Source organism: Cytobacillus sp. FSL K6-0265 (assembly GCF_038003465.1).
Taxonomy (GTDB): domain Bacteria; phylum Bacillota; class Bacilli; order Bacillales; family Cytobacillaceae; genus Cytobacillus; species Cytobacillus stercorigallinarum.
The window spans coordinates 1,004,664-1,019,121 of record NZ_JBBOPE010000001.1 but is presented as its reverse complement, the minus strand read 5'-3'; the positions used below and the strand labels follow the sequence as shown (position 1 = coordinate 1,019,121).

The 14,458-nt window shown below is 35.7% G+C and carries 16 protein-coding genes; 5 read left to right on the top strand and 11 right to left on the bottom strand.

Going from position 1 to position 14,458, the window contains the following annotated elements:
- Positions 1-2: 2 nt before the first annotated feature.
- The 4 genes from MHH73_RS05260 to MHH73_RS05245 form a co-directional block, all read right to left on the bottom strand.
- The gene (locus tag MHH73_RS05260) at positions 3-878 is read right to left on the bottom strand and encodes an ABC transporter ATP-binding protein (RefSeq protein ID WP_341065277.1); all 876 of its coding nucleotides are present in this window, start codon (positions 876-878) and stop codon (positions 3-5) included.
- Entirely contained in the window at positions 871-1,239 is a 369-nt protein-coding gene (locus MHH73_RS05255) for a GntR family transcriptional regulator (protein ID WP_191815139.1), read from the bottom strand. Before MHH73_RS05255 ends, MHH73_RS05260 begins: the two co-directional genes overlap by 8 nt.
- Before the next feature lie 173 nt (positions 1,240-1,412).
- Positions 1,413-1,823 (bottom strand): CotD family spore coat protein, encoded by a 411-nt coding sequence (locus tag MHH73_RS22455; protein ID WP_445662512.1) that lies wholly within the window; start codon positions 1,821-1,823, stop codon positions 1,413-1,415.
- Positions 1,824-1,931: 108 nt separating this feature from the next.
- Positions 1,932-2,762, bottom strand: coding sequence for a class I SAM-dependent methyltransferase (locus MHH73_RS05245; RefSeq protein WP_341065276.1), 831 nt, complete (start codon positions 2,760-2,762; stop codon positions 1,932-1,934).
- Positions 2,763-2,850: 88 nt separating this feature from the next.
- On the opposite strand from MHH73_RS05245, the gene MHH73_RS05240 reads away from it, so the two are divergent.
- Entirely contained in the window at positions 2,851-3,432 is a 582-nt protein-coding gene (locus MHH73_RS05240) for an LOG family protein (protein WP_191815144.1), read from the top strand.
- 98 nt (positions 3,433-3,530) lie between these two features.
- The gene (locus MHH73_RS05235; protein WP_341065273.1) at positions 3,531-3,965 is read left to right on the top strand and encodes an organic hydroperoxide resistance protein; all 435 of its coding nucleotides are present in this window, start codon (positions 3,531-3,533) and stop codon (positions 3,963-3,965) included.
- Between the two features lie 315 nt (positions 3,966-4,280).
- Here MHH73_RS05235 and MHH73_RS05230 read toward each other — a convergent pair whose 3' ends face one another.
- From MHH73_RS05230 to MHH73_RS05215, 4 genes are all read right to left on the bottom strand, one after another.
- Complete coding sequence (locus MHH73_RS05230; protein WP_191815149.1) at positions 4,281-5,726, bottom strand: MDR family MFS transporter; 1,446 nt, start codon at positions 5,724-5,726, stop codon at positions 4,281-4,283.
- A 340-nt stretch (positions 5,727-6,066) separates the two neighbouring features.
- A complete protein-coding gene (locus tag MHH73_RS05225; RefSeq protein WP_191815151.1) occupies positions 6,067-6,906 on the bottom strand; it encodes a YitT family protein in 840 nt (279 codons plus the stop codon).
- 362 nt (positions 6,907-7,268) lie between these two features.
- Complete coding sequence (locus MHH73_RS05220) at positions 7,269-7,742, bottom strand: DinB family protein (RefSeq protein WP_341065270.1); 474 nt, start codon at positions 7,740-7,742, stop codon at positions 7,269-7,271.
- A 452-nt stretch (positions 7,743-8,194) separates the two neighbouring features.
- The gene (locus MHH73_RS05215; protein ID WP_341065269.1) at positions 8,195-9,652 is read right to left on the bottom strand and encodes a SulP family inorganic anion transporter; all 1,458 of its coding nucleotides are present in this window, start codon (positions 9,650-9,652) and stop codon (positions 8,195-8,197) included.
- A gap of 189 nt (positions 9,653-9,841) precedes the next feature.
- On the opposite strand from MHH73_RS05215, the gene MHH73_RS05210 reads away from it, so the two are divergent.
- Positions 9,842-10,381 carry a recombinase family protein gene (locus MHH73_RS05210; RefSeq protein ID WP_191815157.1) on the top strand — a complete coding sequence of 180 codons (540 nt, stop codon included), beginning with the start codon at positions 9,842-9,844 and terminating at the stop codon, positions 10,379-10,381.
- Positions 10,382-10,531: 150 nt separating this feature from the next.
- Positions 10,532-10,858, top strand: a complete 327-nt coding sequence (locus MHH73_RS05205) for a hydrolase (protein ID WP_191815159.1) — start codon at positions 10,532-10,534, stop codon at positions 10,856-10,858.
- Positions 10,859-10,897: 39 nt separating this feature from the next.
- On the opposite strand, the gene MHH73_RS05200 is transcribed toward MHH73_RS05205, so the two are convergent.
- From MHH73_RS05200 to MHH73_RS05190, 3 genes are read right to left on the bottom strand one after another with little or no spacing between them, the layout of a single operon-like run.
- Positions 10,898-11,974, bottom strand: a complete 1,077-nt coding sequence (locus MHH73_RS05200; protein ID WP_341065265.1) for an LLM class flavin-dependent oxidoreductase — start codon at positions 11,972-11,974, stop codon at positions 10,898-10,900.
- Positions 11,974-12,918, bottom strand: a complete 945-nt coding sequence (locus MHH73_RS05195; protein ID WP_341065264.1) for a ring-cleaving dioxygenase — start codon at positions 12,916-12,918, stop codon at positions 11,974-11,976. The genes MHH73_RS05200 and MHH73_RS05195 overlap by 1 nt, the downstream gene beginning before the upstream one ends.
- A gap of 12 nt (positions 12,919-12,930) precedes the next feature.
- Positions 12,931-13,374 (bottom strand): MarR family winged helix-turn-helix transcriptional regulator, encoded by a 444-nt coding sequence (locus MHH73_RS05190; RefSeq protein WP_341065260.1) that lies wholly within the window; start codon positions 13,372-13,374, stop codon positions 12,931-12,933.
- Positions 13,375-13,526: 152 nt separating this feature from the next.
- On the opposite strand from MHH73_RS05190, the gene MHH73_RS05185 reads away from it, so the two are divergent.
- Entirely contained in the window at positions 13,527-14,414 is an 888-nt protein-coding gene (locus tag MHH73_RS05185; protein WP_191815167.1) for a diacylglycerol/lipid kinase family protein, read from the top strand.
- Positions 14,415-14,458: the final 44 nt, after the last annotated feature.

Sequence of the window (14,458 nt, the reverse complement as noted above, 5' to 3'; positions counted from 1 at the left end):
TGTTAATCTCTCCTTTCCTGCGTCATTGTTTTTTGCACCAGATAGTCTTGCAGTGAGACATTTTCTAGATGAACCTTATATTCATTCGCGATTGTCTGCCATTCATCAGTTATTGCATCATCAATCATTACTTGCATTTGGTTACGTAACTTCTTCTGTTGTAATATTTGGTGATGACCTTGCACTAGTTTTTGCACTTCTTCTATAGGCCCCGTTAACATAAGACCTCTTTGCTTTAATTCTTCGGTATCGGTATAACTCGCTAATGTTTTGTTATGAATTACAGCTATTTTCTCACAAAGTGGTTCAATTTCTTCTATATGATGAGAAGATAGTATAAACAAACGTGGGTGGTCTTCATATGTCTCTAACAATACATCATAGAATTGCTTTCTTCTAAATGCATCTAACCCATTTGTCGGTTCATCCATAATCGTTACTGGCGCTTTACTTGCTAAACCAATGACGATTTTTATCATCGTTTGCATCCCTTTAGAAAACTTCTTTATCAGTTTCTTCTTTGGCAGTTCAAATAATTCGACCAGCTCTTCAGCATATTGCTGATCCCAATTTGGGTTGAAATACGCCCCAAACCTTAGTGCATCTTTCACATTCCAAAACTCAGAAAACGGATGATTTTCTTGCATGTAGGCAATATACTTCATCCCTTCTGATTGATTGTATGGCGAGATTCCGTGAATATCAATTAGGCCATTATTTGGTTTTTCCAACCCTGCTAACAGCTTCATTAACGTCGTTTTACCTGCGCCATTTCTACCCCAAAGTCCCATAATAATCGGCTCTTCTTCCACTAAGTTTACATTTTTCAATGCAAGAGTGGATCCGTACTTAAAATCTAGTCCTTGAATCTTAATCATGATTTTCCCCCCTTATAAGTCGAAGAATATCTTCTTCATTTAAATGGATGCGTCTCGCTTCATCTAACATAGGTAGCACATATTGTTTATAGAAATCTGCTTGCCTTTCTTTTAATAACAGTGCCTTCGCTCCTTTCGCTACAAACATGCCAACACCTCGCTGTTTATAAACCAGCTCTTTATCTACAAGAAGACCTAACCCTTTTTGTGCTGTCGCTCGATTGATTTGATAAAACTGAGAAAGTTCTGTCGTCGAAGGTACTTGATCTCCCTCTTTTAAGTGACCATCAACAATATCATCTGCTATCGTTTCTGCCAATTGTTGAAATATTGGCTTAGAATCATCAAAAACTGATTTCACTTTTGACTCCTTCCTACCTAGTTGATAGGTTGATTACTCATGTAACCAACTATACATCATATTATGTATCTTGTAAAGTCGATGTGAACACTTTTTGTAGAAACCTTTTGAGATCAATCAAAAAATATAAGAAAACAAAAAAAGAACTGCCATTAATGACAGTTCTTAAATAATTACCAAGGTCTTTTAGGACCCCAACCACCTGTTTGACAAGGGTTGTAAGGCTGACCACACATGATATGTTGTTCTTTACACTCATTTACAACGGATTCAGTGTGTGGAAAATAATGTTTGTGTGTAATACAATGTTTATTAACATTTGTAGTGTGACTAGGGTGTACATGATTGATATTCGTATTTGAAAAATTCGGCTTAACATATTGCTGAGTCGGAGAAACTTGAGTCGGACCTTGTTGTGCTGGTGAATAAGATGGGGATAAGAATTGCGGTTGGCCACCCCATGGACCAGTTTGAGCACCCGCTACTTGGTGAGGCAATTGTGCACCTGCTACTTGGTGGGGCAATTGTGCACCCGATTGCGCACCTGCCACCTGATTTGGGTTATTCCATTGTTTATAGCTCACGCTAAGACCTCCATTCTGTTTTATTCCTTAATAAGGTATGTTGGAATGTGATAAGTTGTCTAATACAAACACCTATATTAAGTACAGAAATTTCATTCGGTCCAATTTCTATTTAGCTGTAAACGCATAAACAGATAATGGCGTGATTTCATTCGTCACACGGAAATCTTCTAACATGGACATTTGTGAAAAGATAAGCGACTTCAGCTTCTCAGGTATTTCTTCTAACTGTTCTAACTCATTATGTAAGTCCTTTACTAATTTAGTCACTTCCCATTTTGCATCTTGCAACTCTGGAGAGAAAATAATATGTTCTTTCTCTATATCCCAGCCTGCCTCCCTCACCACTTTTTGTATATCAAATGGGGTAAACAATGTACGAATATTAGCGTCACTCTCTTTTTTGAAAGACTCATATTGGGCCTGAATAAGAACGGATAATAAATGTGGATACTGTTCCACTACACTTATTCTCGTATCCCACTCGGCGAAGCATAAGTTTTTTCCCCATTTTTTCACTTTTTTCATTAATGCGGCAAACTCCTCAATTGATTTCATATACCATGCACAATGCGAAAAAACGATGTGATCAAAAGATTTTTCTAAAAACTCAATTTGGTCAGCTAATAAATCCATATGGAAATCAATATGAATTTGTTTGCCTATTTTAGAATTTAACAAATAGGAGATGGATTCACCGAGTGTAATAGGTGTTCCATAAGTAGGAGACGCAATATCAATACCGTGAACGAACCCTTCCTCCCCGACTAAATAAGCTAATACTGCTGTGGTGTCACCTTGTCCACTACCTATTTCTAAGACACGATCCCCTTCTTTAATGCCCCAAAATTCTGCCAATTTCAACCGATGTATTGTTTGTATCTTTTGTATTTCGAAATTTGTCGCCATACAATCTGTAATGATGTCGACACCATTCATAGGTCCACCTGCCGCTTCAAATTTTATAAGAATATTTGCTATACTTAGATAAGTATACTTCATTTAAATAAAAAGGGGGTAAAAAAATTTGCAAGCACTCGCAGTCTTTTGTGGTTCAAGCCAAGGGGCACATCCCTCCTATATGAAAGGGGCACAAGTTTTAGGAGAGCAATTAGCCAAAAGAAACATTACACTCATATATGGTGGTTCAAGCATTGGTTTAATGGGCGCAGTAGCAGATAGTACATTAGCCAATGGAGGGAAAGTAATTGGTGTCATTCCTAAATTTCTTCAAGATAAAGAAATTGCCCATCCAAACTTAAGTGACCTTGTCATCGTAGATTCTATGCATGAGAGAAAACATAAAATGGAAGAACTTGCCGATGGATTTATTATGCTTCCAGGTGGTTGCGGAACATTAGAAGAATTCTTTGAAGTGTTTACTTGGGGGCAGTTAGGTTTACATCAGAAGCCTATTGGTATCCTCAATATTGATCACTACTTTGACCTCTTAATTTCTTTAATTACACATATGAATGAACAACAATTTTTACAGGACAAATTTCTAAAAATGGCACTAGTTAGTGAGAGCCCGGCTGAATTAATTCAGCAATTTTATACTTATACACCTCCTGAGGTCAAAACATTTCTTAAAAGGAGCCAAACGTAAAGCCTCGTTTTTTTGAATAGATTTTAAAATAATGTGTAACTCGTCAAAAAAAGGTTATATATATAGTACAATCTATTTCTAAAAAGGAGACGATCCAAATGGCTAAGAAATTATTAACAGCTACTGTTACAGTAAGTGGTGGTCGAGAAGGTACAGCAGTATCAGAGGATGGTAACTTTAATGTCGCAATAGCAATGCCAGGAACCCCTAGAGCAAAAGAAATGCCCGAAGCGACGAATCCAGAACAATTATTCGCAGCCGGATATGCGGCTTGTTTTGAAAGTGCCCTACAAGGTGTATCTAAAATGGAACGGACACCGATAGATACTGAAGTAATTGGCAATGTCAGTCTCTATAAAGATGAAGAAGAAGGATATCGTTTACAAGTGAATTTAATTATTAAAGCAAAAGGAACCGATCAGGAGACATTAGAAAAACTCGTTCATCAAGCGCATGAAACTTGTCCTTATTCTAAAGCTGTACGCAATAACATCGAAGTGACCTTAGAGCCACAGGTAGTAGAACAATTGTAGTAAATCAAAGTTAATAATACATGTAAATGAACTGCACCGCCATTGTTAGACACAAAACGAACAATGGCGGTGCAGTATTTTTATATGTCTAAATGAGGATAAATTATGGGCGGGCTGTTATTAAAAACTTCTTAGGCAGCCTTAAAACAGAACTCCTCTTTATACAGAGTTTTGTATTACAAGACAATAAAGATTATATATACTATGATTGAAAGCAAAATTAAAGGACCTGAGTACTGTATAATGACAGGACTCAAGTCCTCTAAGCTGCTTAAGATAAATTATCTAACTTTTGGGCTCACTTAATGGCAAGCGTTATTTTGTTTCATTCTCAACATAGACCCTTTTTACAAAGAAAGATAAAATCAGTCCGATGATAGAAGCAATTAACCCAAGATAAAACGCTGTCTGGACTCCGTTTGTTAAGGCTTCAGCTGCGATCGCTGTATTTTCCATACCCTCTTTTGGTATATAGCTGGATTGACCTGCTGCCATTAGGCTAATAGCAACTGCCGTACCAATGGCCCCAGCAATTTGCGATAGTGTATTCATAATAGCTGAGCCATCTGGATAATGCCTTTTTGACAGCTGATTTAATCCATTCGTTTGAGCCGGCATCATAATCATCGCTACACCGATTAACATCACAGAATGAATGAAAATGATGAAAACTGAACTTGTTTCCGTCGTTATTCTAGTAAATAAAAATGACATAATCGTTGTTAAAACAAAACCAGGTATAATTAAATATCTTGGACCAAACCGATCAAATAGTCGCCCTGTAATTGGAGACATCAAACCGTTGATTAATCCACCTGGAAGTAAAACAAGACCAGCTGCTAGTGCAGTTAGTAATAGTCCACCTTTTAAATACAGTGGCAGTAAAATAGCAGATGATAAAATAATCATCATACATACAAAAACCATAATCGTTCCTAAAGAAAACATTGGATGTGCGAAAACACGTAAATCAAGCATTGGCTCTGAACTACGTAACTGGCGAATAGAGAATAGTAATAAACTAATTAAACCAATCACAATTGGTAAAAGTACCATTGGACTAACCCACGAGCCATTTCCTTCTCCTGCACTACTAAATCCATATACAACACCACCAAAACCAATAGTCGATAATAACAATGAGACAAAATCAATTCGAGGCTTTGTAATGGTAGAAACATTTTGCATAAACGCCATTCCAATGACTAAAGTAAGGATTAAAATAGGTAGTGATAACCAAAATATAGAATGCCATCCCCATTGATCAATCAATAATCCTGAAATCGTCGGACCAATAGCAGGGGCGCACATAATAACTAAGCCCATAAGTCCCATCACACTTCCACGCTTATTCGCAGGGAAAATAAGCAAGATGACGTTCGTCATTAATGGTAATAACAATGCTGTCCCTATCGCTTGTATCACACGACATATTAATAACATAGGAAAACTAATTGATAACGCTCCAATCAATGTCCCAACAATTGAGAATATAAGGGAAGCAGCGAATAATTGCCTTGTACTAAACCATTGAATAAGTAAACCTGAAACTGGTACTAACACACCAAGCACTAATAAAAACCCTGTTGTCAGCCACTGAACCGCATGTGGTTCAATCTGAAAATCAACCATAATATCCGTAAAAGCCATATTAAGTGCCGTTTCACTAAACAAGCCAATAAAAGCAGCAATCATTAACACAATGGTAATCGGCAAAGGCTTGATCTCGACTTGTTGTAAATCATTTATCTTCTCTGTCATTTTCTTTCTCCTTCTATTCATGCTCTAGGCTAAACGCCATACCTTTCATTCTACAATAACTCGGGTGAAATTGCCTATGTATTTTTTATTTATGACCATGAAAAGATATGTAGGATATTATCGATTCAAGGATATCAAAAAAATATCTAAATTGTACTCATTAATTAATAGGATCATTTTTTAATACTTACACTTGTAAAAAGATGGATTTCTCCTTTTAGAATCTGGTGATTTTTTCTTATCACATTGCTTTCAGATATAGTGAATCTTACAAAAGTGCATTCTTTTTTGCGAATGTTTAAATGATAAGGAACAAAAAAACCAGCTCATCGCTGGCTTCTCATCCTTTTGACATATCTCCAAATCCCTCACCAAACACATCGCGTACATCATGTATGGCAACGAAGGCTGTGTGATCTGTTGCTAAGACTATTTTTTTCAATTTCATAATTTCTTGTTTACTAATAACAATATATAGTACTTCCTTTGCTTGCTTCGTATAATATCCTCTTCCGTTCATTACTGTCACTCCACGGTCGAGTTTTTGATTAATTAGTTGGGCAATCGTGTCTGACTCTTTTGATATAATTGTGACAGCCTTTTTAGGATTTAACCCTTCAATAATGAGCTCCATCACTTTTGTACCAACATATAACATAATGAGTGTAATCATTACTTTCTCTGCGCCAATAATAAAATAAGAACTTAAAACAACAAGAATATCAAAAAATAATAAGCTATAACTAATACTCCATCCTAAGAACTTATTTGTCATCTTCGCAAGAATCGTTGTTCCTGCTGTAGTACCACCAACACGAATAATTAAGCCAATACCTACACCAGAAAATATTCCTCCAAAGATCGCATTAACTAATATCTCATTCGAATCAATTCTCCATCCTTCAGTTAAATGTAAGGAAAGAGAAAGCGAAACGACAGCAATAATCGTATATATAACGGTTTGTTTCGTTAAAAATTTATATCCTGCAATCAATAAAATGGTATTTAATATGAAACTCACTAATCCTGGAGACCATTCAAAAAGATAATAGAATATAATTGTCAATCCAGTAACTCCGCCTTCACTTAGTTCACTCGGGATGACAAACAGATTAATAGCTAATGCAAAAAGAAATGCACCAAAGACAATGACAATACTATCCCAAATATATTTTTTCATGGCTTCTATCCTCCATCATTAAATTCGCTCGCCATTCGAGGCACCACTGCATTTTATCATGCGATGAATAGTGACGACAATAGGTTTTAGAAATAATGAATGAAAATCATTCATTAAAACATAATTATGAATTATCTTTTAATTTATAGGTAAAAGAAAAAGACCCTTAAAAATTTAAAATTCAAAAGGGACTTTTTCTACTAGGACTGCTTTTGATATAAATATTGAGGGTGAAATATTAACACTGGGGTGCCGGTTTGTATTACTTTGAGATTTTTTTCCTATGTTTTAATTCTCTGATGTATTTTTCGTAATCTACAGACACTAAATTACCGAGCATATACTCAACGTGCTTCATATTTTCACACCCCTATATTCTTTTTGATATCCTCAATTTGTGCAATATGATGCAGTTCATGAGCCATAATGGTCTCGGCTAAATCTTTAACGGTCATTGTTCCATCTTCTATATGTATACCTTCTTTTTTAAAATTTTCCTTTGTTAATAACTCATACATCTCTATTCTGCTTTTTCTATACTGTTCTAACATCCTTTTTAAATTTGCTTTATTATACTCTCTTTCTTCTACAAGCTTTTCTGGATCATACGATTCAAAAATGATTAATGAAGATTGACAACATTGTTTAATTCTTTCGCCCCACACCTCTTGTGTATCAAATAAATGACCTATTATTTGTTTTACAGTCCATTTTCCGTTTTGCCTTGTTCTAGACAATATTGAGTCATCAAATTGTGTTACAAACTCTTCTATCTTAGAAAAATTTCTTTTTAATAAGATTAAAATCTCATCTGATTTTAAGTTTTGGAGCTTCACTATAATTCTTCCCCCTTATTTGTTTTACTTATGAATCTATTGATACTGTTTCTACAACTTTTTCCTTTGGTCTCAAAAATAATATCCTATTCAAAATCCCTGCTAAAAAATTATAAATATTCCAACACCCACTGCGATTGTTGAAACAGCGAGCATATCTCCTATATACCAACAAGTATAATCTCCATTATATAAGCAATTCTTAACAAAGATATAACTGAAGCAACAACTCTTCCTCGTAGCTCCTCCCTTACATTCGTCATTATACTAGTTGTATAGAGCACCTCAATCGGACTTTACCAAATATTAGCCAAAATTACCAACAATAAAAAAACTATAAAATATAGATAACAGGTCCTTCTTCAACCTCATTACCTTCTATAATTAAAAAGTTGCGAGATGGCCGGCATCTCGCAACTTTTTTATATAAATGATAGGAAGATAGCGTTTACCTAACTCTTTTGTATCTCATGTTGAAAGACAGCTAATCGCTTCACTATTTGTTCACTTTCATCGTTTAAACCCTGAACTTTAACGGAATTTCCGTTTTCTTTGAGCTTCATTATAGCTTTATCTAACGCACCAACACCTGAATCATCCCAAATATGAGCTTGAGTGAAATCAAATACAATCGTCTCTTCTTTTACGTCAAAATCTATTTTCTCTAAAAAAGCATCAACAGAGACAAAGAATATTTGACCTTGAACCTGATAATTGGTTACACACTTTGAGTGGTCGATGGACTTCGTTAGTTTCACCTTTGATATTTTCGCCGCGAAGCAGACTGCACTTAATATGACACCAGCAATAACACCTTTAGATAAGTCATGTGTATATACAACGATGCCAACTGTAACTAACATCACTAACGAATCAGATAATGGTGCCTTTTTCAAATAAGTAAAAGAAGACCAATCAAAGGTACCAATAGAGACCATAACCATAATACCTACTAACACAGGCATTGGAATCTGGACAACTATTCCTCCTAACACAAGGATCAAAAACATTAATACAAGACCAGCTACAAGTGTTGATAGACGTCCTCGGCCACCCGACTTCACATTGATAACCGATTGACCAATCATTGCACAACCTGCCATTCCCCCAAAGAAACCCGTGATAAAGTTAGCAATTCCTTGCCCTCTTGCTTCTTTATTCTTATCTCCTACAGTATCAGTCATATCGTCTACAATTTGAGTCGTTAATAACGACTCAAGCAACCCAACAATTGCCAAAGCAACAGAAAAGGGAAGTATAATCATCAACGTTTCTAGATTAAATGGTACATTGGGTATAAGGAAGCTTGGTAATGATTGTGAAATCGCCCCTAAATCCCCGACTGTTTTCATTTCGACTTGAAAAAAGATCGAGGCTGCTGAAAGGGAAACAATCGCAATGAGTGGAGCGGGTATAATCTTGATATATCTTGGTACAATATAAATGATTAAAAGAGTAATAGCTAAAAAGATGAAAGTCATATATGACTCTCCTAAAATATGAGGCACCTGCGCCATAAAGATGAGAATAGCAAGTGCATTAACAAATCCCATCATGACAGCTCGCGGGATAAATTTCATTACTTTAGCTATTTTAAATACACCGAATAAAAACTGAATCACTCCAGTTAAAATAGTTGCAGCTAATAAATAATTCAAACCATATTCTTTTACCAAAGGAACCATTAAGAGTGCCATTGCTCCAGTAGCTGCAGATATCATTCCGGGCCTTCCACCTGTAAAAGAGATGATAATAGCAATACAAACAGATGCATATAACCCTACCATTGGATCTACACCAGCAATAATAGAAAAGGCGATCGCCTCTGGGATAAGTGCAAGTGCAACGACAATGCCTGATAAAATATCTCCTCTAATATTTGAAAACCATTGTTCTTTCAATGTGATCAATCTCAAACACCTCATTCAACTCTTTTTTTAGACAATGAAAAGATTTTAACACAGATGGTTTCATAAAGGAACGTTTTTGGGATTGATTATGTCAAAGAAAGAAATTTTCAGGTGTTGTGATATGATATCTTTAATTACGTTTGCAACCATTAGTCTTAATTCATCTCAAGCAGAAAAGGAGCAATGATTATGTTCGCGGGATATTTACGACCTTTACATAATTTAGATATAGATGAGCAATACACCCACTTAAAAGATTGCGATATATACTTTCAAGAAGCACATACCTCACCAAAAAGAAGAGTGAAATTAAAGGATTTATTAAACCATTTGCAAGAAGGAGATAAAGTGATTGTCGCAAGACTGAACGTATTGGCTGATTCTACTAATCATCTCGCAGAATTATTAAATGAGTTAGATGAGCGAGAGATCTATTTCCAAGCCATACATGAAGAAATCGATACAAGTAATGAATCGGGTAAGCATTTCTTACCTATGTTAAATAAGCTTATTTCCTTTCAAAGTGACGTAATCAGTGAAAATACGAGAAGGGGATTAATAAAAGCAAAAGAACAAGGAAAATCGAGTGGAAGACCCAAAAAGCCTGATGAAAATGTTAAAAAAGCGATTGAGATGTATCAAACAAATAATTTCACTTTATTAGAAATCAAAGAACAGACAGGGATCAGTAAATCGACATTATACCGATACTTAGAACAATTAAGTTAAAAACAAATGATTCAATCTCATACTAGCTTGAATTAAGGCAAGTGAAATGAGCATTTCATCGTTTGTTTCTCGAAAGTCAGTTGAATCTCTTGTTTACCTACCTATCCAACAGGGAATAACATGACTATCCAAGGATAAGGAGAGGTTTATATGGATGGTAATAGAGAAGCTTACTTTATCAACCTTGAAAACGGTACAATACTTGACACAATGGATGGTCATGATTGGCAGTTTAGAGTATATGCAACAGGTGCTGAAATTGCTGAGCTCAACCGCTTTTTAGATGAGAACTATCATGCTGAGTTAAAAACCTTTGCTAGAGCTCAAGTTCCTTTTCTTGAGTATCATAAAAAATCGCCTAACCCCGAATATGATCAAATTTTGATGCGTCTTTATGAGATGATCTATCAATTAGGTGATCAAGAGGCGAAAAATCATATAGAAGAAATGAATATAATAGATACTGATAAGATATAAAGAGAAGCCACTTTCAATAAGGTGGCTTCTTTGCTTCTATTAATTTTCAGACGATTTTTCTACTCTTGTATACTTCTTAACTGCTGGAATTATGTCATTCCCAATGATCTCTATATTTTTCATTACATCGGCGAAAGGTACACCACCAAAATCGATTTGTGCTAAAAACCTTTGCATCCCAAATAATTCATATTGATAGAGGATTTTCTCAATAATTTGCTGCTTACTCCCAACCATTAAAGCATCCCTTACATCTGGGGCTTGTGTAAATTGCTGAATAGGGTAACCCCCTCCACCTCTTATCGCTTGAAAACCACCATTTAGATATGGATACATTCCTTCAAGCGCTTCTCTAGTTGTATCTGCAACATAAAACAAACTCGTAGTTGCAATTGGATATTGATTGGCTTGGAATCCATTCTCCTCTAACGTCTGGCGATAAGCATCTACTGATATTTTGAAATGATCTGCTGGACCACCTAATGTTGTTAATACCATTGGAATGCCCATTTTCCCTGCTTTAATGGCGCTAGCTGGTGGACCGCCAACACCTCTCCAAATAGGAAGTGAACCATTCAGAGACCGTGGAAGCACTTCAGCATTATCTAATGACGCACGGAATCTTCCCGACCATGTCACCCTTTCTTCCTCGTTCAGTTGCTTTAATAAAGCCAACTTTTCCTCAAAGATCTCTTCATAATGAGCTAAGTCTATACCCAATAATTGATAAGCTCCTACTCTAGAACCACGACCAGCGACAATTTCAGCACGGCCACCTGAAAGCAAGTCGATTGTAGCAAAATCCTCATATACCCTAACAGGATCAGATACACTTAATACTGTTGCTGAACTGGCTAATTTTATTTTCTTCGTTGCCTGGGCAATCGCACCAAGTACAACGGTATGTGCTTGAGTTGTAAAATAAGTTTGATGGCTCTCACCTAGGCCAAACACATCAATACCTGCTTCTTCAGCTAATTGACTAGCCTCGATGATTTCATTTAGCCTCTTTTGCGCGGATATTCGATTGCCTGTTTTAGCATCTGGAATGTGATCACCCAATGAGTACAAGCCGAATTCCAAACCATTTTCTTTATTTATCCGGTATTTTTCCATTATTCATTCTCCTCTATAGACTTAAGCATTTTTTCTATTTCTTCTCGGCGTTCTTCGAGGAATGGCGGAAGATCTAAAGTTTCTCCTAAATGCACGAGGTCGGTATCAATTGTGAATCCTGGACCATCTGTCGCCATTTCAAAAAGGATACCATTAGATTCTCTAAAGTATAGGCTTTTAAAATAATAGCGATCGATTATACCATTTGTTAAATACCCTTTTTCTCTTACTCTACTTTCCCAATATTTCAGTTCCTCTTCATCTTTTACACGGATTGCTAAATGATGAACACTGCCTCGTCCCGGTCTTTCATCTGGTCCATCTTTTTTAATCACTACAATTTCACCGAACGGTTCGCCTGCTACTGATTGATAAACCGTTAATTTTTCTTCTCGATAAGAAATAGAGTAGCCAAACAGATTCACCAGCGTATCCTGCAACTTCTCAGGTCTCCTCACTGTCATTTCAACTGGGCCCATGCCCATAATTTGATGTTCCTTAGGGATATGTGATTGAGACCAACCTCTCCAAAATGACAGGCTTTGTTCAGAGACTATAAGAACTAATTGCAAGCCATCGGGATCTTCAAATGATAGGCTGGGGCGTTTCGTATATTCAGAAATTTCTCCATGTTTTACTTTTAATTGCTTAAAACGTTCGGACCAAAACAATAAACTTTCATAGGATGGGACAAGTAATCCAATACGGGTAATACTATTTGTTCCTTTATGTGTTCTACCTGCCATCGGTATTTCAAAAAATGTTAATTCTGTACCAGGACTTCCGATTTCATCTCCGAAAAACAGATGATACATAGAGGGATCATCCTGATTTACAGTCATCTTAACCCGTCTTAAACCTAGTATATTTTTATAAAAGTGATTATTTTTATTCGCATCCTTTGTAATCATCGATGTATGATGATGACCTGCAATGTACGTCATTTAAACCCTCTCCTACATAATGGATTTTTTCTTCTGATCACTATTTTTTTGTAATTTTGATAATAACTGATAAAGAATCTTCTGCTCATCATGTGATAGCGATTCATCAAAAAAAGAAGTTTGAAAATGTAGTTGACCCTCATATGCAGCAGCTAATTTAGTCTTCCCTTTTTCTGTGAGAGAAATTTTTTTTGTTTTCCATTTTACTGCTTTTATAATCAATCCCTCTTTTTCTAGTTTTGAAAGCATTCTAGATACCCCACCTTGGCTCACAGTTAATTTATCAGCTAGCTCTTGTTGCGTAATAGGTTCGTACGCTGCTATCTGTGTAAGAACATCAAATTGGGAAGCAGTTAATTGATATTTTTTTAAAAACTCATTAGATAATAAGTTACTTTGATGGGTAAATCGAGCTATCCTCATCCATAATAAAGACCCTAAAGTATGCTTTTTCATTTTAAAGTCACCTCGTTATATTTATCACTTTACCACTCAAGTGATTTATCTTCAAGTAAAATATCTCGAATTTATAGTATTTTTATTTCAAATTCATGCTACATTTTGAAATAAAACGGGAAATATGTCCATAACGAAAGGGGAAATGAACCATGAATACTGTAGCAATTATTTTAAATCCTAATGCAGGCAACAAAAAATTAATGAATCAAATGGAAGAAATTGAAACAGAATTAAAGGAAACCTTTTCCAATGTGAAAATATATCAAACAAAACAGGAGGGTGATGGCGCTAAATACGTGGAAAAACTTGCATCTTCAGTGGATTTAATTATCGGGGCTGGCGGAGATGGAACAATCTTTGAATTAGTCAACGCATTAGCACCATTACAAGAGAGACCAGCATTTGCCATCTTACCTGGGGGGACATGTAATGACTTTTCAAGAACAATTGGTATAAACCAAGAACCATTATTAGCCGCCAAACAGATTAAGGAAAAAAAGATAAAACAGATAGATATCGGTACTTTTAATCATCAATACTTTTTGAACTTCTGGGGAATTGGCTTAATTTCAAAAGTATCAGAGCAAATGGATAAGAATAGTAAAAAACTCGGTAAAATGTCTTACTATATTCAAGCATCTAAACTTATTTTTCAAAACGAAGTCTTTCACTTAAAAATCGAAAGTGATGATTCTACCTATGATGATGATGCTGTCATGGTCGTAATAGGGAATGGTTCTTTTTTAGGCGGTGTGCAATCCTTCTTTCCTCAAGCGAATATCCAAGATGGCTTACTTGATGTGTTAATTATTAAACAAGCGAGTATGCAAAATTTTTGGACGTGGTTACAATCACAAGTAAATGACGATTATCCAGATAAAAAAAATGAAGAAATCGTCTATTTTCGAACAAATTCATTAAAGATAGAAGCACAACCCATTCAAAAAATTGATTGTGACGGAGAATTAATTGACGAAACACCCTCTACAATTTCTATCTTACCTCAACATTTGACAATGTTAGTCGGTGATGTTTGACTAGGAGAGTCTGCTCTACATATATTTAGTAGGGCAGACTCTCT